The organism is Streptomyces griseoviridis, assembly GCF_005222485.1.
Classification (GTDB): Bacteria; Actinomycetota; Actinomycetes; order Streptomycetales; family Streptomycetaceae; genus Streptomyces; species Streptomyces hintoniae.
Window position 1 is genome coordinate 1,354,851 of the sequence record NZ_CP029078.1, and the last position, 23,193, is coordinate 1,378,043.

1 protein-coding gene is annotated in these 23,193 nt (G+C 74.5%); it reads right to left on the reverse strand.

What is annotated here, in order from left to right; genetic code table 11:
- Positions 1–2 precede the first annotated feature (2 nt).
- On the reverse strand, positions 3–23,183 hold the full coding sequence (locus DDJ31_RS05220; protein WP_127181462.1) for a type I polyketide synthase: 23,181 nt from the start codon (positions 23,181–23,183) through the stop codon (positions 3–5).
- Between the last annotated feature and the right edge of the window lie 10 nt (positions 23,184–23,193).

The window sequence follows — 23,193 nt, forward strand, 5'->3', positions numbered from 1 at the left end:
TCTCAGCGGTCGCCCAGCCGGCCCAGCTCGTTGTCGATGAACGCGAAGACGTCGTCGGCGCTGGCCGATTCGAAGTCGTCGTCGACGGACGAGCCGGTCGGTTCCTGGGCGGCGCCGCGTACCTTGTCCAGCATCTGGCCGAGGCGCAGGGCGAGGCCCGCGCGGGTGATCTCGTCCGGGTCGCCGGCCGCGAACAGCGCTTCGAACCGGTCGAGTTCGGTGAGCAGCGACGGCCCCTGCGGGGTGTCGTCGCCCACCAGCTCGGAGACGAAGTGCTCGGCGAGCGACGTGGGGGTCGGGTAGTCGAAGACCAGCGTCGCCGGCAGGCGCAGTCCGGTCGCGGTGGACAGGTGGTTGCGCAGTTCCAGCGCGGTCAGGGAGTCGAAGCCGAGGTCGCGGAACTCCTGGGTGATGTCGACGGACTTCGGGGAGGCGTGGCCGAGGACCCGGGCGGCCTGTTCGCGGACCAGGTCGGTGACGTACCTGACCCGGTCGGCCGCGCCGAGTTCGGCGAGCTTGGCGCCGAGCGCCGCGGAGGCGCCGGCCGCGTCGGTGGCGGCGGCGGTGCGCCGGCCGCTGCGGACCATGGAGCGGAACAGCGGCGGCAGGTCCTCGATGGCGGCGCCGCGCATGGCGCCGGGGGCGAGCCCGACCAGGACGAGGAACGTCTCGTCGGAGCCGCGGGCGATGTCGAAGAGTTCCAGGCCCTGTTCGACGGGGAGCGGCGGCAGGCCGCCCGACTGCATGCGGCGCATGTCGGTGTCGGAGAGGGTGCTGGTCATGCCGCCGTCGTGGGCCCACGGACCCCAGGCCAACGAGGTCGCGGCGAGGCCGAGTTCGCGGCGGTGGCGGGTGAGGGCGTCGAGGAACGAGTTGGCGGCGGCGTAGTTGCCCTGGCCGGGGCTGCCCATGACGCCCGCGATGGACGAGAAGGGCAGGAACGCGGCGAGGTCGAGGTCGCGGGTCAGCTCGTGCAGATGCCAGGCGGCGTCCACCTTGGGCCGCAGGACGTCGGCGAGCCGCTCCGGGGAGAGCGAGGCGATCACGCCGTCGTCGAGGACGCCGGCCGTGTGCACGATCGCGGTGAGCGGGTGCGCCGCGGGGACCGCGCCGATGAGGGCGGCGGTGGCGTCGCGGTCACTGGTGTCGCAGGCGACGACGGTGGCCTCGGCGCCCATCTCGCGCAGTTCGGCGGCGAGTTCGGCGGCGCCGGGGGCGTCGGGCCCGCGCCTGCTGGTGAGCAGCAGGTTGCGCATGCCTGCGGCGGCGAAGCGGCGGGCGAGGTGTCCGCCGAGGGCGCCGGTACCGCCGGTGATGAGGACGGTGCCGTCAGGGTTCCAGCGCGGCGGCATGGTCAGGACGATCTTGCCGATGTGCTTGGCCTGGCTCATGAAGCGGAACGCCTCACGGGCCCGCCGCACGTCCCACACCTTCACCGGCAGCGGACGCAGCGCGCCGGCGGCGAACAGGTCGAGGAGTTCGCCCAGGAGCGCCTTGTTGCGCTCGGGTCCCGCCTCGCCGAGGTCGAAGGCCCGGTAGCGGACGTCGCCGGTGGAGCGGGGGTCGCGGATGTCGGTCTTGCCCATCTCCAGGAACCGCCCGCCGGGAGCGGTGATCCGTAGCGACGCGTCCACGAACTCGCCCGCGAGCGCGTTGAGGACGACGTCCATCGGCGGGAACTTCTCCGCGAACGCCAGGTCACGGGACGACGCGATGTGCTCGTCGTCAAGTCCGAGGCCGCGCAGGGTGTCCCACTTCGCCTCGCTCGCCGTCGCGAACACCTCCGCGCCCAGATGCTGCGCGAGCTGGATCGCGGCCATGCCGACACCGCCCGCACCGGCGTGGATCAGCACCCGCTCCCCCGCCGACAGCGCGGCCAGGTCACGGAACGCGTACAGCGCGGTGAGGAACACCAGCGGGACGGAGGCCGCCTCCTGCTGGGTCCAGCCGTCGGGGACGCGGGCCAGGTAGTGCTGGTCGGCGACGACGACGGGGCCGAAGCCGCCGCCCACGGTGCCCAGGACCCGGTCGCCGGGGGCGAGACCGGTGACGGCCTCACCGACCTCGGTGACCACGCCCGCGGCCTCGGTGCCCATCGGGCCCGACTCGCCGGGGTACATGCCGAGGGCGTTGAGGACGTCACGGAAGTTGACGCCGGTGGCGTCCACGTCGACGCGGACCTCGTGGGCGCCGAGCGGCGCGAGGACCTCGGGGCAGGGCGCGAGGACCAGGTTGTCGAGGCTGCCCTTGCCCGTGGTGTCGAGGCGCCACGGGACGTGGGCGGGGGCGAGCAGTCCCGGCGCGGTGGTGAGCCGTTCCAGGCGGCCGACGAGCGGGGTGCCCTCGCGGACGGCGAACTGGGCGTCGCCGGTGGCGAGCAGACCGGGCAGGGCGGGCAGCAGGGCCCGCAGCGCGTCTGCGCTCTCGGCGCTGGTGGTGCCGGTGGCGTTGTCGGTCGCGGGCAGGTCGAGCAGGACGAACCGGTCGGGGTTCTCGGACTGCGCGGAGCGCACCAGGCCCCAGGCGGCGCCGGCCGCGAGGTCGTGGACGGTCTCGGTGTCGTCGGCGGCGACCGCGCCGTGGGTGACGAACACCAGCCGGGAGTGGTCGAGCCGGTCGGTCGCCAGCCACCTCTTGACCAGGTCGAGGGTGTGGGTGGTCAGCGCGTGGACCGCGCCCGGCACGTCGCTGCCCGGCCCGTACGGGTCGCCGGCGCCCGCCCCGGTGAGCGGGACGAGGACGAAGTCGGGGGCGCCCGAGGTGTCCCCGTCGGGTCCGGTGAGGTCGGCGAGGGACGCCAGGGTGGTGCCGGTGCCGAAGAGGTCGGCGCCGAGGGTCGCGGCGGTCAGGCCCTCGGTGGGCTTGACCTCGGGGGCGGCCGTCCAGTCGAGCCGGAACACCGGTTCCTGGCCGCCGGTGGCGACGGGGGCGCTGGGCACGGTGGGGGCGCGCAGCACCAGGGACTCGGCGGAGAGCACCGGGGCGCCCTCGGCGTCGGAGGCGGTCACCCGGACCGACTCGTCGCCGAGCCGCAGGATGCGCACCCGGAGCGTGGTGGCGCCGCGGGCGTGCAGGGAGACGCCGTTCCAGGCGAACGGGAGCAGCGGGCGGTCCGCGCTGCCGACGCCGAGGTAGCCGTTGGCGTGCTGGACGGCGTCGAGGAGCGCCGGGTGCATCCCGAAGTACTGGGCGTCACCGGCGACTTCGTCGGGCAGGGCGACCTCGGCGAAGGCTTCGTCGCCGCGGATCCACACCTGGCGCAGGCCGTGGAAGGAGGGTCCGTACTCGGTGCGGCTGTAGTCGCCGTCGAACTGGACGGAGACGGCGTCGGCGGGCGGCCAGACGGGCGTCTCGAAGGTGTCGGTGCGTTCCTCGACGGCGAGCAGGCCGTCGGCGTGCCGGGACCAGGGTCCGTCGATGACGTCGGAGGGCCGGGAGTAGAAGGTGATGGTGCGGGAGCCGTCGTCGCCCGGGGCGCCGATGACGACCTGGACGGAGGTGGGCACCTTCGCGTCGAGGACCATCGGGGCGGCGAGCACCAGTTCCTCCACCCGGCCGCAGCCGACCTGGTCGGCGGCGCGGACGGCCATCTCCAGGTAGCCGGTGCCGGGCAGGATGACGGTGCCGCCGACCTTGTGGTCGAGCAGCCAGGGGTGGACCTGGAGGGAGATCTGGCTGGTGAAGAGGGCGGCCTCGGAGTCGGCGAGCGGAACGGCCGCGCCGAGCAGGGGGTGTTCGGCGGAGATCAGTCCCGCCGTGCTGATGTCGCCGGTGAGGGCGGCGGGGCGCGGCCAGTACCGTTCGCGCTGGAAGGGGTAGGTGGGCAGGTCGGTGCGGTGGGCGCCGGTGCCAGCGAACCAGGCGGCCCAGTCGACGCGGACGCCGTTGACGTGGAGTCCGGCGAGCGCGGTGAGCAGCGCGGTCTCCTCGTCGCGGTCCTTGCGCAGGGCCGGGAAGGTGACGGCCTCGTCGTGTCCCTCGGTGTCCAGGACGCGTCCGGTGAGGGCGGTGAGGACACCGCCGGGCCCGATCTCCAGGAAGGCGCCCGCGCCCGCGCCGGTGAGGGCGCGCACACCGTCGGCGAACCGGACGGTCTCCCGGACGTGCCGCACCCAGTATCCGGGGTCGGTGAGCTGTCCGGGTTCGGCGAGGGCGCCTGTGACGTTGGAGACGACGGGGATCTTCGGCTCGGTGTAGGTGAGTCCCTCGGCGACCTCGCGGAACGCGTCGAGCATCGGCTCCATCAGCGGCGAGTGGAAGGCGTGACTGACGGAGAGCCGCGAGGTCTTGCGTCCCTCGGCGGTGAACTCGGCAGCAAGAGTGAGGACTTCGTCCTCGGCTCCGGCGATGACGACCGAGTCGGGCCCGTTGACGGCGGCCAGGGTGACCCCGTCGGTGAGGCGTCCGGCGATCTCCGCCTCGGTCGCCTGGACGGCCACCATGGCGCCGCCGGACGGCAGTTCCTGCATCAGCCGGGCGCGGGCCGCGACGAGGGTGCAGGCGTCGTCGAGGGAGAACACCCCGGCGACATGCGCGGCGGCGATCTCGCCGATCGAGTGTCCGGCGACCTGCTCGGGCCTGACGCCCCACGACTCGACGAGCCGGTAGAGGGCGACCTCGACGGCGAACAGGGCGGGCTGGGTGTAGCCGGTGGTGTGGAGCCGCTCGTCGTCGTCGGCGAACAGCACCTCCCGCAGTCCCGGCACGTCCAGGCGGGCCAGGACGGCGTCCAGGGCCTCCGCGAACACCGGGTAACGGCCGTACAGTGCACGGCCCATGCCGGCGCGCTGCGAGCCCTGTCCTGAGAAGAGGACGGCGAGGGAGCGGTGGGCGGCCCGGCCCCTGGCGACCTCGGTGGGCGGCCGGCCGGGTGCGGCGAGGAGCACCGCGCGGTGGTCGAACAGGGCCCGCCCGGTGGCGAGGGAGAAGCCGAGGTCGAGCGGGTCCGCGGTGGCGAGAGCGGTGACGCCCGACGCCTGGGCGTCCAGGGCCTGTTCGGACTTGGCGGACACCGGCCACGGGACGACGGCCGGGGTGCGGGTCGGCGTGCTGGGCGCCGCGGGCTCGTCCTGGACCTCGGGGGCCTGCTCGATGATGGTGTGCGCGTTGGTGCCGCTGATGCCGAAGGACGAGATGCCGGCCCGCCAGGGGCGCCCGGTCTCGGGCCACGCGGACTCCTCGGTGAGCAGCCGGATCGCGCCCGCCTCCCAGTCGACGTGGGTGGAGGGCCGGTCCACGTGGAGGGTGCGCGGCAGGACGCCGTTGCGCATCGCCATGACGGTCTTGATGATGCCGGCGACACCGGCGGCGGCCTGGGTGTGGCCGATGTTCGACTTGATGGAGCCGAGCAGCAGCGGCCGGTCCTCGGGCCGGTCCTGGCCGTAGGTGGCCAGCAGCGCCTGCGCCTCGATGGGGTCACCGAGGGGGGTTCCGGTGCCGTGGCCCTCGACGGCGTCGACGTCGGAGGTGGTGAGCCCGGCGCTCGCCAACGCCTGGCGGATGACGCGCTGTTGGGAGGGTCCGTTGGGGGCGGTGAGGCCGTTGGAGGCGCCGTCCTGGTTGATGGCGGAGCCCCGGACGACGGCCAGCACCTCGTGCCCGTTGCGGCGGGCGTCGGAGAGCCGCTCGACGACGATCAGGCCGACGCCCTCGGACCAGCCGGTGCCGTCGGCGGCGTCCGCGTACGCCTTGCAACGGCCGTCGGTGGACAGGCCGTTCTGGAGGGTGAAGCCGGAGAAACTGGACGGCGTGCTCATCATGGTGATGCCGCCCGCGACGGCGAGATCGCACTCGCCCGCGCGCAGGGCCTGCATCGCCCAGTGCAGGGCGACCAGGGAGGACGAGCAGGCGGTGTCGACGGTGACCGCGGGCCCTTCGAGGCCGAAGGTGTAGGCGAGCCGCCCGGAGACGACGCTCGCGGCGAGGCCGGTGCCAGCGTGGCCCTCCAGGTCCTCGCGGGAGTTCATGACGAGGGTGGAGTAGTCCTGGCCGTTGGTGCCGACGAAGACACCGGTACGGCTGCCGCGCAGCCCGTCGGCGTCGATGCCTGACCGCTCGAACGCCTCCCAGGTGGTCTCCAGGAGGAGCCGCTGCTGCGGGTCCATGGCGAGGGCCTCGCGCGGGGAGATCCCGAAGAACGCGGCGTCGAAGTCGGCGGCGCCCGAGAGGAAGCCACCGCGCAGGGTGGCGCTGCGGCCGCGGCCGTCGGCGCCTCCGCTGGTGAGGGTGGCGAGGTCCCAGCCGCGGTCCTCGGGGAACGCCTCGACGCCGTCGCGGCCTTCGCTGAGCATCGCCCACAGGTCCTGCGGGGAGCGGACCCCGCCGGGCAGCCGGCAGGCCATCCCGACGATGACGACCGGGTCCTCGGCCAGGGCCGCGGCGGCGGCCGGGTCGGGGCCCCTGGTGTCGGGCTCGCCGAGCAGCGCGGTGACGAGGTGCTGGGCGAGGGCCTTGGCGGTCGGGTAGTCGTAGACCGTGGTGGCGGGCAGCCGCAGCCCGGTGGCGAGGGCGAGCCGGTTCGGCAGCTCGATCGCGGTGAGCGAGTCGAAGCCGAGGTCGCGGAAGTTGCGGTCGGGGGCGACGGCCTCGGGACCCGGGTGGCCGAGGACGGCCGCCGCGTGGGTGCGCACCAGGTCGGTGAGGAGTCCGGTGCGCTCGTCGGCGGGCAGCCCGCTGAGCCGTTCGGCGAGCCCGGACGCGGCGGTCCTGGTCCGGTCGCGGGTGTTCTCGGCGTCGGCCAGGGCCTGCCTGGCCTCGGGCAGGTCGCGCAGCAGGGCGTTGCCGCGCATCCCGATGAGGCCGTCGAGGACCTGCGGCTGGCGCGGGTCGAACAGCACGGGCGCGGCTTCGGTGCCGGTGACGGCCTGGCGGAGCGCGGCGAGCGCCAGATCGGGGTGGACGGCCGGGTGTCCCGCGCCGGTCTGCTGCGGGCGGGGCGTCTCGGCGTCGTCGCCGATCCAGGCGCCCCAGCCGATCGCGGTGGCGGGCAGCCCCGCGGCGCGGCGGGCGCGGGCGAGCGCGTCGAGGACGGCGGTGGCGGCGGCGAGGTTGGCGCGGCCCGCCGTGCCGACGGTGCCCGCGACGGAGGAGCAGAGGACGAACGCGTCCAGGTCGAGGCCGCGGGTCAGCGCGTCCAGGTGGAGGGCGGGCGCGGTCCGCGCGTGGTGCAGGGCGGCGAACCGGTCGGGGGTGAGGTCGTCGAGGACCCCGTCGTCGACGACGCCGGCCGCGTGCACCACCGCGGTGAGCGGGGTGTGGTCGGGGATGTCGGCGAGGACGGCGGCGAGGGCGTCGCGGTCGGCCGCGTCGCAGGCGGCGAGGGTGACGTGGGCGCCGAGGTCGGTGAGTTCGGCGCGCAGGGCGTCGGCGCCCGGCGCGTCCGGGCCCCGGCGGCTGAGGAGGACGAGGCGTTCGGCGCCCGCGCCCGCCAGCCAGCGCGCCACGTGGGCGCCCCGGCCGCCGGTGCCGCCGGTGACGAGGACGGTGCCGCGCGGCTGCCAGCCCGCGTCGGGGGCGGTCTCGGTGGCGGGGACGAGCCTGCGGCCGAAGACGGCGGAGGCGCGGACGGCGACCTGGTCCTCGCCGTCGTGTCCGGCGAGGACGGCGGCGAACCGGCGGGCGGCGCGTTCGTCCAGCGTGTCGGGCAGGTCGACGAGACCGCCCCAGACGGCCGGGTGTTCGAGCGCGGCGACCCGGCCGAGGCCCCAGACGGCGGCCTGCGCGGGTGCGGTGACGGCCTCGGAGCCCGCGACGGTGACGGCACCGCGGGTCAGCGCCCACAGCGGGGCGTTGACCTCGGCGTCCAGGAGGGCCTGCACGAGCACGGCGGACGGGACACCGGCGGTGTCGGGGGCGTCCGGGGAGTCGGCGAGGGCGAGCAGGGAGACCACGCCGGTGAGGGCGGTGCCGTCGGCTGCCAGGGTGCGCAGCCGTGCGGCGAGGGCGTCGCGTTCGGTGTCCGCGGGGTCGACGGTGAGGTGGACCAGGTCGGCGCCGCCGGTGCCGACGGCGTCGAGGACGGCGCTGGTCCACGGGTCGTCGGCGTGCGCGGCGGGCACGACGGCCAGCCAGGTGCCGGTCGGGGCCGGGGCGGCGGCGGGCAGGGAGAGCGGCTTCCATGTCTCGTGGTGCCGGTTGGAGTCGACCATGGCCTGGTCGCGGCGCCTGCGCCGCCAGGTGGAGAGGGCGGGCAGGACCGCGCCGAGCGCGTCGGTGTCCACGGCGAGGTCGGCGGCGAGGCTGGTCAGGTCCTCGCCCTCGACGGCCGTCCAGAAGGCGCCGTCCAGCGGGTCGGCGGCGCCGCCCGCGGGGTGGCGCCGGGTGTCGGGCCAGTAGCGGGCCCGCTGGAAGGCGTACGTCGGCAGTTCGACACGGCGGGCGCCGGTGCCGGCGAGGGTGCCCGCCCAGTCGACGCGGACACCGGCGACGTGCAGTCCGGCGAGCGCGGTGAGCAGCGCGCTCTCCTCGTCCCGGTCCTTGCGCAGCGCGGGCACGGCGACGCCGGGCTCGGCGTCGGCGCTCTCCGTGGTGTCGAGGGTCTGCCGGGTGAGGGCGGTGAGGACACCGCCGGGGCCGACTTCGAGGAACGCGTTGGCTCCCGCGTCGGCGAGGCTACGGACACCGTCGGCGAACCGGACGGTGCCACGGACGTGCTCCACCCAGTAGGCCGGGGTGGTGAGTTGGCCGGGGGCGGCGAGGGCTCCGGTGACGTTGGAGACGACCGGGATGCGCGGCTCGCCGTACGTCAGCCCCTCCGCGACCTCGCGGAACGCATCGAGCATCGGCTCCATCAGCGCCGAGTGGAAGGCGTGACTGACCGCGAGCCGCTGCGTCTTGCGCCCCTCGGCGACGAACTCAGCTGCCAGCGCGGTGACTTCAGTCTCAGGACCGGCGACGACCACCGACTCAGGACCGTTGACGGCGGCCACGGACAGCCCGTCCGTCAACCGCTCGACCACCTCCGCCTCGGTCGCCTGGACGGCCACCATGGCCCCACCGGACGGCAGTTCCTGCATCAGCCGCGCACGGGCTGCGACGAGTGTGCACGCGTCGTCGAGGGAGAACACCCCGGCGACATGCGCGGCGGCGATCTCACCGATCGAGTGGCCGCCCACGAACTCCGGGCTCACACCGAGGGATTCGACCAGCCGGTACAGAGCGACCTCGACGGCGAACAGCGCGGGCTGGGTGTACCCGGTGGTGTGCAGCCGCTCGTCGTCCTCGGCGAACAGCACCTCCCGCAACTCAGCGACGTCCAGACGGTCGAGAACGGCGTCCAACACCTCCGCGAACACCGGAAAACGACCGTACAGTTCACGGCCCATCCCGGCCCGCTGCGAACCCTGACCCGAGAACAGCACCGCGAGCGACCGCTCCACGGCACGGCCCCGCGCCACCTCCACCGGCTCACCCTCCGCACCCGCCAGCAGCACCGCCCGGTACTCGAACGAGGAGCGGCCGGTGGCCAGCGAGTGCCCGATGTCGAGCGCGTCCGCGCCGGTCACGGAGGTGATCCGGGCGAGCTGGGCGTCCAGGGCCTCGGGGGACTTCGCCGAGACCGGCCACGCGACGGTGGCGGGGGCCGTGGCCGGCGCGGTGACCGGGGGCTCCTCGGTCTGCGGGGCCTGCTCGATGATGGTGTGCGCGTTGGTGCCGCTGATGCCGAAGGACGACACGGCGGCGCGGCGCGGCCTGCCGGTCTCGGGCCAGGCGGTGGTCTCGGTCAGCAGCCGCACCTCGCCCTCGGTCCAGTCGACATGCGTCGAAGGGCGGTCGATGTGCAGGGACTTGGGCAGGACACCGTGCCGGATCGCCATGACGGTCTTGATGACGCCCGCGACACCGGCGGCGGCCTGCGCGTGCCCGATGTTCGACTTGATCGAGCCGAGCAGCAGCGGCCGGTCCTCGGGCCGGTCCTGGCCGTAGGTGGCCAGCAGCGCCTGCGCCTCGATGGGGTCGCCGAGGGTGGTGCCGGTGCCGTGCGCCTCGACGGCGTCGACATCGGCCGTGGTGAGCCCGGCACTCGCCAACGCCTGCCGGATGACGCGCTGTTGGGACGGGCCGTTGGGCGCGGTGAGGCCGTTGGACGCGCCGTCCTGGTTGACGGCGGAGCCGCGCAGCACCGCGAGCACCGGGTGCCCGTTGCGACGCGCGTCGGAGAGCCGCTCCACGACCAGCATGCCGACACCCTCGGACCAGCCGGTGCCGTCGGCCGCGTCGGCGAACGCCTTGCAGCGGCCGTCGCCCGCCAGGCCGCCCTGCCGGGTGAACCCGGCGTAGCCCATGGCGGTGGACATCACGGTGACACCGCCGGCGAGCGCCAGGTCGGCCTCGCCGGAACGCAGCGCGTGCGCCGCCCAGTGCAGGGCGACCAGGGAGGACGAGCAGGCGGTGTCGATGGTCACGGCCGGGCCTTCGAGCCCGAACGTGTAGGAGAGCCGGCCGGAGATGACGCTGGTGGCGAGGCCGGTGGGGGCGTGGCCCTCGGCGTCCTCGCGGGAGTTCATGACGAGGGTGGTGTAGTCCTGGCCGCTGGTGCCGACGAAGACGCCGGTACGGCTGCCGCGCATGGTGGCGGGGTCGATGCCGGCCCGCTCGAACGCCTCCCACGACGTCTCCAGCAGGAGCCGCTGCTGCGGGTCCATGGCGAGGGCCTCGCGCGGGGAGATCCCGAAGAAGTCGGCGTCGAAGTCGGCGACGTCGTACAGGAATCCGCCCTCGGAGGTGGCGCTGCGGCCGTGGCCGCCCTCGCCGCCGCGCTGAAGGGTGTCGAGGTCCCAGCCGCGGTCGGTCGGGAAGGCGGAGATGCCCTCCTCGCCTTCGACGACGAGGCGCCACAGCTCCTCAGGGGAGCTGACCCCGCCGGGCATCCGGCAGGCCATGCCGACGATGACGATCGGGTCCTCGGCGACCGCCGTGGCGACGACGGCCGGGCCCGCCGTACCGGTCGCGCGCTCCTCGTCGAGGAGTGCGGAGACCAGGTGTTCGGCGAGGACGGTGGGGGTCGGGTAGTCGAAGACCAGGGTGGCGGGCAGCCGCAGTCCGGTGACGGCGGTGAGCCGGTTGCGCAGTTCGACGGCGGTGAGCGAGTCGAAGCCGAGGTCGTGGAAGTCGCGGTCGGCGTCGATGGCCTTGGTCGAGGAGTGGCCGAGGACCGGGGCGGCCTCGCCGCGGACCAGGTTGACCGCGAAGCGCAGCCGCTCCTCCTCGCGCAGGTCGAGGAGTTGTCGGGTGACGGCCGCCGCGGTGCCGGCGCCGCCGACGGCGGTCGCGGCGGCGCGGCGGGTGCCGCGGACCAGGTTGCGCAGCAGCGGCGGGACCTCGCCCGGCATCCTGCTGTTGCCCGAGGCGCCGATCGGCACCAGGTAGGGCTCGGCGGAGACCGTGGCCGCGTCCCACAGGGCGAGGCCCTGGGCGACGGTGAGGGGCGGTGCGGCCGAGGCCGTCATGCGCCGCATCCCGGCGTCGGAGAGGGTGCCGGTCATGCCGGCGGTCTGCTCCCAGGCGCCCCAGGCCAGCGAGAGGCTCGGCAGCCCTTCGGCCGCCCGGGACTGCGCGAGGGAGTCGAGGAAGACGTTGGCCGCCGCGTAGTTGGCCTGTCCCGCGCTGCCCATCACACCGGAGACGGACGAGAACATCACGAACGCGGCGAGGTCGAGGCCGAGTTCACGCGTCAGCTCGTGCAGATGCCAGGCGGCGTCGACCTTCGGACGCAGCACGGTCGCCAGACGCTCGGGGGTGAGCGCGGTGACGACACCGTCGTCGAGGACACCAGCGGTGTGCACGACGGCGGTCAGCGGGTGCTCGACGGGGACGGAAGCCAGCAGCTCGCCCAGGGCCGCACGGTCCGTCACATCGCACGCGGCGACGTCGACCTGCGCGCCCAACTCGGTCAGTTCGGCGCGGAAGGCGTCAACGCCCGCCGCTTCCGGGCCGCTTCGGGAGGCGAGCAGCAGCCTGCGCGCGCCTCGGGCGGTCACCAGGTGGCGGGCCAGCTCACGGCCGAGACCGCCGGTGCCGCCGGTGATGAGGACGGTGCCGTCAGGGTTCCAGCGCGGCGGCATGGTCAGGACGATCTTGCCGATGTGCTTGGCCTGGCTCATGTGGCGGAACGCCTCACGGGCCCGCCGCACGTCCCACACCGTCACCGGCAGCGGACGCAGCGCACCGGACTCGAACAACTCAACCAGCTCGGCCAGGAGTTCGGCCGTCCGGTCGGGGCCCGCCTCGCCGAGATCGAAGGCCCGGTAGCGGACCTCACCGACCGCCTGCGGGTCACGGATGTCGGTCTTGCCCATCTCCAGGAACCGCCCACCAGGAGCCGTGATCCGCAGGGAGGCGTCCACGAACTCGCCCGCGAGGGCGTTGAGGACGACGTCCATCGGCGGGAACTTCTCCGCGAACGCCAGGTCACGCGACGACGCGATGTGCTCGTCGTCAAGTCCGAGGCCGCGCAGGGTGTCCCACTTCGCCTCGCTCGCCGTCGCGAACACCTCGGCGCCCAGGTGCTGGGCGAGCTGGATCGCGGCCATGCCGACACCACCCGCACCCACGTGGATCAGCACCCGCTCCCCCGCCGAGAGGCCGGCGAGTTCGGTGAGGCCGTAGAGGGCGGTGAGGAACACCAGCGGCACGGAGGCCGCTTCCTCGTCGGACCAGCCCTCGGGGACGCGGGTCAGGAAGCGTTCGTCGATGAGGGTGTCGGTGGCGAGGCCGCCGGGCACCATGCCCATCACCCGGTCGCCGACGGCCAGTTCGGTCACGTCGGGGCCCACGGCCGTGACGACACCCGTGGCCTCGGCGCCGAGGAGTCCGGCCTCGCCGGGGTACATGCCGAGCGCGTTGAGGACGTCGCGGAAGTTCAGTCCCGCTGCCCGGATTTCGACGCGGACCTCGCGGGCCTCGGGCTCATCGAGGACCTCGGGGCTGGGGCGCAGGGTCAGCGCGTCCAGGCTGCCCCGGCTCGTGCTGTCCAGGCGCCACGGGCCTTCGGCGGGCGGCAGCAGGGTCGGCGCGGTCACGGCCCGGTCGAGACGGCCGACGAGGAGCGCGCCGTCGCGCACGACGAACTGGGCGTCGCCGCCCGCGAGGAGGGCGGGGAGCCGCGGCAGGACGTCGTCGAGCCCGGCGTTCTCGTCCAGGTCGAGGAGGGCGAACCGGGTGGGGTTCTCGGAGTGGGCGGCGCGGATCAGGCCCCAGACCGCGGAGGCGGCCAGGTCGTCGATCCGGTCGCCGTCGCCCGCCCGCACGGCACGGCGGGTGACGAACACCAGGCGGGAGTCGGCGAACCGCTCCTGGGTGAGCCATTCCCGGACCAGGCCGAGGGCGCGCGCGGCGAGCGCCTGGGTGGCGGCGGGCACGTCGGCGTTGCCTGGGTCGCCCGACACCGGGACGGCGACCAGGTCCTCGTCACCGGCGAGTGCGGCGAGGGCGTCGGCGGGGTCCGTCGCGTCCTGGACGGTGAGGGTGGCGTGCCGGGTCGCCGGGGCGGTGGTGCCTTCCGGGGTCTCCGGTGCGGCGGTCCAGTCGAGGCGGAGCAGAGAGTCGAGTTCGGTGCGGCGGGCGGTGGGCGCCTCGATACCAGCGGGCACCCGCAGCACCAGCGACTCGGCGGAGAGCACCGGGGCGCCCTCGACGTCGACGGCGGCGATGGACACCGAGTCCTCACCCGTGCGGGCGACCCGGAAGCGGACCACGGAGGCGCCGCCCGCGTGCAGCGACACCCCGGCCCACAGGAACGGCAGCAGCTTGTGCTCGTCGTCGAGCCCGGCGAAGCCGACGGACTGGACGGCGGCGTCGAGGAGCGCCGGGTGCATGCCGTAGTAGCCGGCGTCGTCGGCCTGGGACGGCAGGGCCGCCTCCACGAACGCCTCGTCGCCGCGCTTCCAGACGGCGCGGATGGTGCGGAAGACGGGACCGTACTCGGTGCGGTCGTAGAAGCCCTCCAGGTCGACGGCGACGGCGCCCTTCGGCGGCCAGACCGACGCGTCGAGCGTGGCGGTGACGGCACCGCCGGTCAGGGTGCCCGCGGCGTGCTCGGTCCAGGGGGCGTCGGGGGCGTCGGCGGGCCGTGAGTAGAGGCTCACCGTGCGGGCGCCGCTCTCGTCGGGGGCGCCGGCCCACACCTGGACAACGACGGCGCCGTCGGCGGGGAGGAGCAGCGGGGTGGCGAGGGTGAACTCCTCGACCCGGTCGCAGCCGACCTCGTCACCCGCGCGGACGGCCAGTTCCAGGAAGCCGGTGGCGGGGAAGAGGACCAGGCCGCCGCCGACGGTGTGGTCGGCGAGCCACGGGTGGGTGGTGAGGGAGAGGCGTCCGGTGAACAGGACGCCCTCGTTGGCGGCGAGCGCGGTGGCGGCGCCGAGCAGCGGGTGCTCGGCGGGGCGGAGTCCCGCTCCGGTGACGTCGCCGGTGTGGGTGGCCGGGCGCGGCCAGTAGCGCTCGTGGTGGAAGGCGTAGGTGGGCAGTTCGACGCGGCGGGCGCCGGTCCCGTCGAAGGCGCGCGCCCAGTCGATGTCGACGCCGCAGGTGTGGAGTCGGGCCAGCGCCGTGAGCAGCGCGGGCTCCTCGTCCCGGTCCTTGCGCAGCAGCGGGACGGCGATGGCCGCCTCCAGGGTCTGCTGGGCGAGGGCGGTGAGGACACCGCCGGGGCCGACTTCGAGGAACGCGTTGGCTCCCGCGTCGGCGAGAGCACGGACACCGTCGGCGAACCGGACGGTGCAACGGACGTGCTCCACCCAGTAGGCGGCGGTGCTGAGTTGACCCGGGGTGGCGAGCGCGCCGGTCACGTTGGAGACGACGGGGATCGTCGGCTCGCCGTACGTCAGCCCCTCCGCGACCTCGCGGAACGCATCGAGCATCGGCTCCATCAGCGCCGAGTGGAACGCGTGACTGACAGCGAGCCGCTGCGCCTTGCGCCCCTCGGCGACGAACTCGGCCGCCAGCGCGGTGACTTCAGTCTCAGGACCGGCGACGACCACCGACTCAGGACCGTTGACGGCGGCCACGGACAGCCCGTCCGTCAACCGCTCGACCACCTCCGCCTCGGTCGCCTGCACGGCCACCATGGCGCCACCGGACGGCAGTTCCTGCATCAGCCGGGCACGGGCCGCGACCAGCGCGCACGCGTCGTCGAGGGAGAACACCCCGGCGACATGCGCGGCGGCGATCTCACCGATCGAGTGCCCGGCCACGAACTCCGGGCTCACACCGAGGGATTCGACCAGCCGGTACAGAGCGACCTCGACGGCGAACAGCGCGGGCTGGGTGTACCCGGTGGTGTGCAGCCGCTCGTCGTCGTCGGCGAACAGCACCTCCCGCAACTCCGGGACGTCCAGACGGGCCAGGACGGCGTCCAGCGCCTCCGCGAACACCGGGAAACGACCGTACAGTTCACGGCCCATCCCGGCCCGCTGCGAACCCTGACCCGAGAACAGCACCGCGAGCGACCGCTCCACGGCACGGCCCCGCGCCACCTCCACCGGCTCACCCTCCGCACCCGCCAGCAGCACCGCCCGGTGCTCGAAGGAGGTGCGGCCGGTGGCCAGGGAGTAGCCGAGGTCGAGCGGGGCGGTGTCGAGTGCGGTGAGGCGGTCGAGCTGGCCGGGCAGGGCCTCTTCGGTGCGGGCGGATACCGGCCACGGCACGACGGCCGGGGTGGTCTCGGGCTCCGCCGGGGTCAGCGGCTCGTCCTCGGCGGGTTCCGGCTGCTCCAGGATCACGTGGGCGTTGGTGCCGGAGAGGCCGAAGGAGGAGACGCCGGCCCGCCAGGGGCGTCCGGTCTCGGGCCACGCGGTGTGGTCGGCGAGGAGCCTGACCGCCCCTGCCTCCCAGTCGACGTGCGTGGAGGGCTGATCGATGTGCAGCGACTTGGGCAGGGTGCCGTGGCGCATGGCCAGGACCATCTTGATGACGCCCGCGACACCGGCGGCGGCCTGCGTGTGGCCGATGTTCGACTTGATGGAGCCCAGCAGCAGCGGCTGCTCGGGGTCGCGGTCCCTGCCGTAGGTGGCGAGGAGGGCCTGCGCCTCGATGGGGTCGCCGAGGGTGGTGCCGGTGCCGTGCGCCTCGACGGCGTCGACATCGGCGGTCGTGAGTCCCGCGCTCGCCAACGCCTGCCGGATGACCCGCTGTTGGGACGGTCCGTTGGGCGCGGTGAGGCCGTTGGAGGCGCCGTCCTGGTTGATGGCGGAGCCCCGGACGACGGCCAGCACCTCGTGCCCGTTGCGGCGCGCATCGGAGAGCCGTTCCAGGACGAGCATGCCGACGCCCTCGGACCAGCCGGTGCCGTCGGCGGCGTCCGCGAACGCCTTGCAGAGTCCGTCGCCCGCCAGGCCGCCCTGCCGGGTGAACCCGGAGAAGTTCATCGGGGTGGAGAGGACGGTGACGCCGCCCGCGAGGGCGAGGCTGCTCTCCCCGCTGCGCAGGGACTGGGCGGCGAGGTGCAGCGCGACGAGCGAGGAGGAGCAGGCCGTGTCGACGGTGAGGGCGGGACCTTCGAGTCCGAGGGTGTAGCTGACGCGGCCGGAGATGACACTGGTGGCGAGGCCGGTGCTGGCGTGTCCCTCGACGTCCTCGCGTGAGGTCATGACGAGGTTGGCGTAGTCCTGGCCTGTGGTGCCGACGAAGATGCCGGTGGCGCTGCCGCGCAGGCCCGCCGGGTCGATGCCGGCCCGCTCGAACGCCTCCCACGACGTCTCCAGGAGGAGGCGCTGCTGCGGGTCCATGGCGAGGGCCTCGCGCGGGGAGATCCCGAAGAACCCGGCGTCGAAGCCGCCGACGTCGTGCAGGAATCCGCCGCGGCGGGTGGCGCTGACGCCCCGGTTGTCGTGGCCGCCGCCGAAGAGGGCGTCGAGGTCCCAGCCGCGGTCGGTCGGGAAGCCGGTGATGCGGTCCTCGCCGTCGGCGAGCATCCGCCACAGCGCGTCGGGGGTGTCGACGCCGCCGGGCATCCGGCAGGCCATGCCGACGATGACGACCGGGTCGTCGGCGACGTCGGCCGCCACGACGGGGGCGCCCGTCTCACCGTGTTCGTCGAGGAGTTCGGCCACCAGGTGCTCGGCGAGGCCGTGCGGGGTGGGGTAGTCGAAGACCAGGGTGGCGGTGAGGCGCAGCCCGGTGACGGTGGTGAGCCGGTTGCGCAGTTCGACGGCGGTGAGCGAGTCGAAGCCGAGTTCGCGGAACTCGCGTCCCGGCTCCACGGACTTGGCCGAGGAGTGGCCGAGGACGGCGGCGGCCTCGGCGCGGACCAGCTCGACGGCGTACCTGACCCGGTCGTCCACGGGGAGTTCGAGGAGCCGGCGGGCGAGGTCGGCGGCGGTGCTCGCGCCGCCGACGGCGGTCGCGGCGGCGCGGCGGGTGCCGCGCACCAGGTTGCGCAGCAGCGGCGGGACGAATCCGAGGACGCGGCTGTCACCCGAGGTGGCGCCGATGGCGACGACGAGGGGTTCGTCGGAGCCGGTGGCGGTGTCGAAGAGGGCGAGGCCGCGCTCGACGGGCAGGGGCGCGGCACCGGAGGCCGCGATGCGCTGCATGTCGGCGTCGGAGAGGGTGCCGGTCATGCCGGCGCTCTGCGCCCAGGCGCCCCAGGCCACCGACTGGCCCGGCAGCCCGTCGGCGGTGCGGTGCTGGGCGAGGGTGTCGAGGAAGGAGTTGGCCGCCGCGTAGTTGGCCTGTCCCGCGCTGCCCATCACACCGGAGACGGACGAGAACATCACGAACGCGGCCAGGTCGAGGCCGCGGGTCAGTTCGTGCAGATGCCAGGCGGCGTCGACCTTCGGACGCAGCACGGTCGCCAGGCGCTCGGGGGTGAGCGCGGTGACGACACCGTCGTCGAGGACACCAGCGGTGTGCACGACGGCGGTCAACGGGTGCTCGACGGGGACGGAAGCCAGCAGCTCGCCCAGGGCCGCACGGTCCGTCACATCGCACGCGGCGACGTCGACCTGCGCGCCCAAGTCCGCGAGTTCCGTGCGGAAGGCGTCAACGCCCGCCGCGTCCGGGCCGCTTCGGGAGGCGAGCAGCAGCCTGCGCGCGCCTCGGGCGGTCACCAGGTGGCGGGCCAGCTCACGGCCGAGACCGCCGGTGCCGCCGGTGATGAGGACGGTGCCTTCGGGGTTCCAGCGCGGCGGCATGGTCAGGACGATCTTGCCGATGTGCTTGGCCTGGCTCATGTGGCGGAACGCCTCACGGGCCCGCCGCACGTCCCACACCGTCACCGGCAGCGGACGCAGCGCACCGGACTCGAACAACTCGACCAGCTCAGCGAGGAGTTCGGCCGTCCGGTCGGGTCCCGCCTCGCCGAGGTCGAAGGCCCGGTAGCGGACCTCACCGACCGCCTGCGGGTCGCGGATGTCGGTCTTGCCCATCTCCAGGAACCGCCCGCCAGGAGCGGTGATCCGCAGCGACGCGTCCACGAACTCGCCCGCGAGCGCGTTGAGGACGACGTCCATGTCACGGAACTTCTCCGCGAACGCCAGGTCACGCGACGACGCGATGTGCTCGTCGTCAAGTCCGAGGCCGCGCAGGGTGTCCCACTTCGCCTCGCTCGCCGTCGCGAACACCTCGGCCCCCAGATGCTGGGCGAGCTGGATCGCGGCCATGCCGACACCACCCGCACCGGCATGGATCAGCACCCGCTCCCCCGCCGACAGCGCGGCCAGGTCACGGAACGCGTACAGCGCGGTGAGGAACACCAGCGGCATCGAGGCCGCTTCGTCGTCGCTCCACCCGGCGGGGACGTGGGTCAGGTAGCGCTCGTCGATGAGGACGGTGTCGGCGAGGCCGCCGGGCACCATGCCCATCACCCGGTCGCCGACGGCCAGTTCGGTCACGTCGGGGCCCACGGCCGTGACGGTGCCCGTGGCCTCCGAGCCGAGGAGTCCGGCCTCGCCGGGGTACATGCCGAGCGCGTTGAGGACGTCGCGGAAGTTCAGTCCCGCCGCGCGGACCTCGACGCGGACGTGGCGGCCCTCGGGCTCGTCGAGTGCCTCGGGGGCGGGGACGAGGGCGAGGGCGTCGATGCTGCCGGGGGCGGTGCTGTCGAGGCGCCACGGGAGTCCGGGCACAGGAAGCAGGCCGGTGCCGGTGGTCAGCCGGGCGAGGCGGGCCACCAGGACGGTGTCGTCGCGTACCGCGAACTGGGTGTCGCCGCCCGCGAGGAGGGCGGGGAGCTGCGGCAGGACGTCGTCGAGCCCGGCGTTCTCGTCCAGGTCGAGGAGGGCGAACCGGCCGGGGTTCTCGGCCTCGGCGCTGCGGACCAGGCCGTGCGCGGCGGCGGCCGGCAGGTCCCCGACCGTGCCGTCGGGGCCCGCGGCGACGGCGCCACGAGTGACGAACACCAGGCGTCCGGCGTCGGACGGGTCGCGGTCGAGCCACTGGCGGACCAGGTCGAGGGTGCGGGCGGTGAGGGCGTGGACGGCGGCGGGGGTGTCGCCCTCGGGGGCGGCGAGCGGGACGAGGACCAGGTCGGGGGTGTGGGTGGCGGCCTCGTCGAGGTCGGCCACCGGGGTGGGCCAGGAGGCGTCGGCGGTGCCCAGGGTGACGGGGCGGACGGCGCTGGTGCCGCTGTCGGGGGCGGGCACCCAGGCGAGGCGCAGCAGTCCGTCCTGTTCGCTGCTGTGCAGGGTGGGGGCCTGGAGGGCGGAGGGGACGCGCAGGATCAGGGACTCGGCGGAGAGCACCGGGGCGCCCTCGACGTCGACGGCGGCGATGGAGACGGTGTCCTCGCCGGTGCGGGCGACGCGGACGCGGACCACGGAGGCGCCGCCCGCGTGCAGCGACACCCCGGACCAGGAGAACGGGACGAGCTTCTTGCCGTCGCCGAGGCCGGCGAAGCCGACGGACTGGACGGCGGCGTCCAGGAGCGCCGGGTGCATGCCGTAGTACTCGGCGTCGTCGACCCGGGCGGGCAGGGCGACCTCGACGAAGGCCTCCTCGCCGCGGGTCCAGACGGCGCGCAGGCCCTGGAAGACCGGGCCGTACTCGGTGCGCTCGTAGAAGCCCTCCAGGTCGGCGGCGACCGCTCCGCGCGGCGGCCAGACGGCGGCGTCGAAGCGGGCGGTGTGTTCTCCGGTGGTGAGGTGTCCGGTGGCGTGCTCGGTCCAGCGCTGCTCGGGGTCGTCGACGGTCTGCGAGTAGACGGTGACGGGGCGGGCGCCCGAGGTGTCGGGGGCGCCGACCCAGACCTGGACGAGGGCGGCGGACGTCTCGGTGAGGATGAGGGGCTTGGCGAGGGTGAGTTCCTCGATCCGGTCGCAGCCGACCTGGTCGCCCGCGCGGACGGCGAGTTCGAGGAAGCCGGTGGCGGGGAAGGCCGCCATGCCGCCGACGGTGTGGTCCATCAGCCAGGGGTGGGTCTGCGCGGAGAGGCGTCCGGTGAACAGGACGCCGTCGGTGCCGGCGAGCGAGACGGCGGCGCCGAGCAGCGGGTGTTCGGCGGAGACCAGGCCGGCCGCGCTGACGTCTCCCGCGGCGGCCATCAGGACGGGCCAGTACCGCTCGTGCTGCCAGCTGTAGGTGGGCAGGTCGGTGCGGCGGGCGCCGGTGCCGTCGAAGCAGGCGGCCCAGTCGACGGCGACGCCCGCGACGTGCAGCCTGGCGAGGCCGGTGAGCAGGGCGCGTTCCTCGGCGCGGTCCTTGCGCAGCACCGGCACGACGACTGCGTCGGCGGTGGCGGTGGCGGTGGCGGCGTCCAGGGTGCGCTGGGCGAGGGCGGTGAGGACGCCGTCGGGGCCCACTTCGACGAAGGCGTTCGCGCCTGCGTCGGCGAGGGCTCGGACGCCGTCGGCGAAGCGGACGGTGGCGCGGACGTGCTCGACCCAGTAGTCGGGTGTGGTCAGGAGCCGTTCGTCGGCGAGGGCGCCGGTGACGTTGGAGACGATGGGCAGGAGCGGCTCGTGGTAGGTGAGGCTCTCGGCGACGCGGCGGAACTCCGCGAGCATCGGCTCCATCAGCGGCGAGTGGAAGGCGTGGCTGACGGCGAGGCGCTGGGTCTTGCGGCCCTCGGTGGCGAACTCGGCGGCGAGGGCGAGGACTTCGCTCTCCTCACCGGCGAGGACGACGGAGTCGGGGCCGTTGACGGCGGCCAGGGCGACGCCGTCGGTGAGGCGGGGTGTGGTCTCGGCCTCGGTGGCCTGCACGGCCACCATGGCGCCGCCGGACGGCAGTTGCTGCATCAGGCGGGCGCGGGCGGCGACCAGGGTGCAGGCGTCGGGCAGGGAGAGGACGCCCGCGACGTGCGCGGCGACGATCTCGCCGATGGAGTGTCCGGCGACGGACTCCGGGGTGACGCCGAGGGATTCGAGGAGCCGGTAGAGGGCGACCTCGACGGCGAACAGGGCGGGCTGGGTGTACCCGGTGGAGTCGAGGAGGGCGGCCTCGGGGGTGCGACGCTCGGCGAACATGACCTCGCGCAGGGGGCGTTGCAGGTGCGGGTCGAGGAGGTCCATGACCTCGTCGAGGGCGCGGGCGAACACCGGGAAGCGGGCGTACAGTTCGCGGCCCATGCCGGGGCGCTGGGAGCCCTGGCCCGAGAAGAGGACGGCGAGGGAGCGTTCGGTGGCGTGGCCGCGCGCGGTCTCGGCGGGGACGCCGTCGAGTCCGGCCAGCAGGACGGCGCGGTGCTCGAAGAGGGAGCGTCCGGTGGCCAGGGAGTGGCCGATGTCGAGGGGGGTTCCGGTGGCGGTGGTGAGCCGGGTCAGCTGGGCGTCGAGGGCGGCCTCGGTGCGGGCGGAGACCGGCCAGGGGATGACGGCGGGCACGGTCACGGGCTCCGCGGGGGTCTCGGGTACGGCGACGGGCTCGGCCTGTTCGAGCAGGACGTGGGCGTTGGTGCCGCTGATGCCGAAGGAGGAGACGCCGGCCCGGCGGGGGCGGCCGGTGTCGGGCCACTCCTGGGCGCCGGTGAGCAGGCGGACGGCGCCCGAGGTCCAGTCGACGTGCCGGGAGGGGTGGTCGGCGTGCAGGGTCTTGGGCAGGACGCCGTGGCGCATCGCCATGACCATCTTGATGACGCCTGCGACACCGGCGGCGGCCTGCGCGTGCCCGATGTTCGACTTGATGGAGCCCAGCAGCAGCGGCTGGTCGGGGTCGCGGTCCTGGCCGTAGGTGGCGAGCAGGGCCTGCGCCTCGATGGGGTCGCCGAGGGGGGTTCCGGTGCCGTGCGCCTCGACGGCGTCGACGTCGGCGGTGGTGAGCCCGGCGGCACCCAACGCCTGCCGGATGACGCGCTGTTGGGACGGTCCGTTGGGGGCGGTGAAGCCGTTGGACGCGCCGTCCTGGTTGACGGCGGAGCCGCGGATCACGGCGAGGACGGGGTGGCCGTTGCGGCGGGCGTCGGAGAGCTTCTCCAGGAGGAGCACGCCGACGCCTTCGGACCAGCCGGTGCCGTCGGCCTCGTCGGCGAAGGCCTTGCAGCGGCCGTCGCCCGCCAGGCCGCCCTGGCGGGAGAACTCCATCAGGGAGCCGGGCGCGGACATCACGTTGACGCCGCCCGCGAGGGCCATGGTGCACTCGCCCGCGCGCAGGGCGTGGGTGGCGGCGTGCAGGGCGACGAGGGAGGAGGAGCAGGCGGTGTCGACGGTGACGGCGGGGCCTTCGAGGCCCAGGGTGTAGGAGAGGCGTCCCGAGGTGGCGCTCGCGGCGATGCCGGTGCCGATGTCGCCGGTGGCGTCGGACAGCGACCTGATCATCAGGTAGGCGTAGTCCTGGCCGTTGGTGCCGACGAAGACGCCGGTGCGGCTGCCGCGCAGGGCGCGCGGGTCGATGCCGGCGCGTTCGACGACCTCCCAGGACGTCTCCAGGAGGAGCCGCTGCTGCGGGTCCATGGAGACGGCCTCGCGCGGGGAGACGCCGAAGAAGGCGGCGTCGAAGTCGGCGACCGAGTCGAGGAATCCGCCCTGCTGGCTGACGGCGTGGCCGCGGGCGTCGACGCCGGCGTCGCGCAGCGCGTCCAGGTCCCAGCCGCGGTCGGTGGGGAAGCCCGAGACGGCGTCGGAGCCGGTGGCGACGAGGTTCCAGAGGTCTTCGGGGGAGTTGACGCCCCCGGGGTAGCGGCAGCTCATCGCGACGACGGCGATGGGCTCCGAGGCCGCGGCGGCGAGTTCGCGGTTGTGCCGCCGCAGGCGCTCGGTCTCCTTGAGCGAGGCCCGGAGAGCTTCGACAACTTTTTCGCTGGGCGTGGTCATGTTGGCTCCG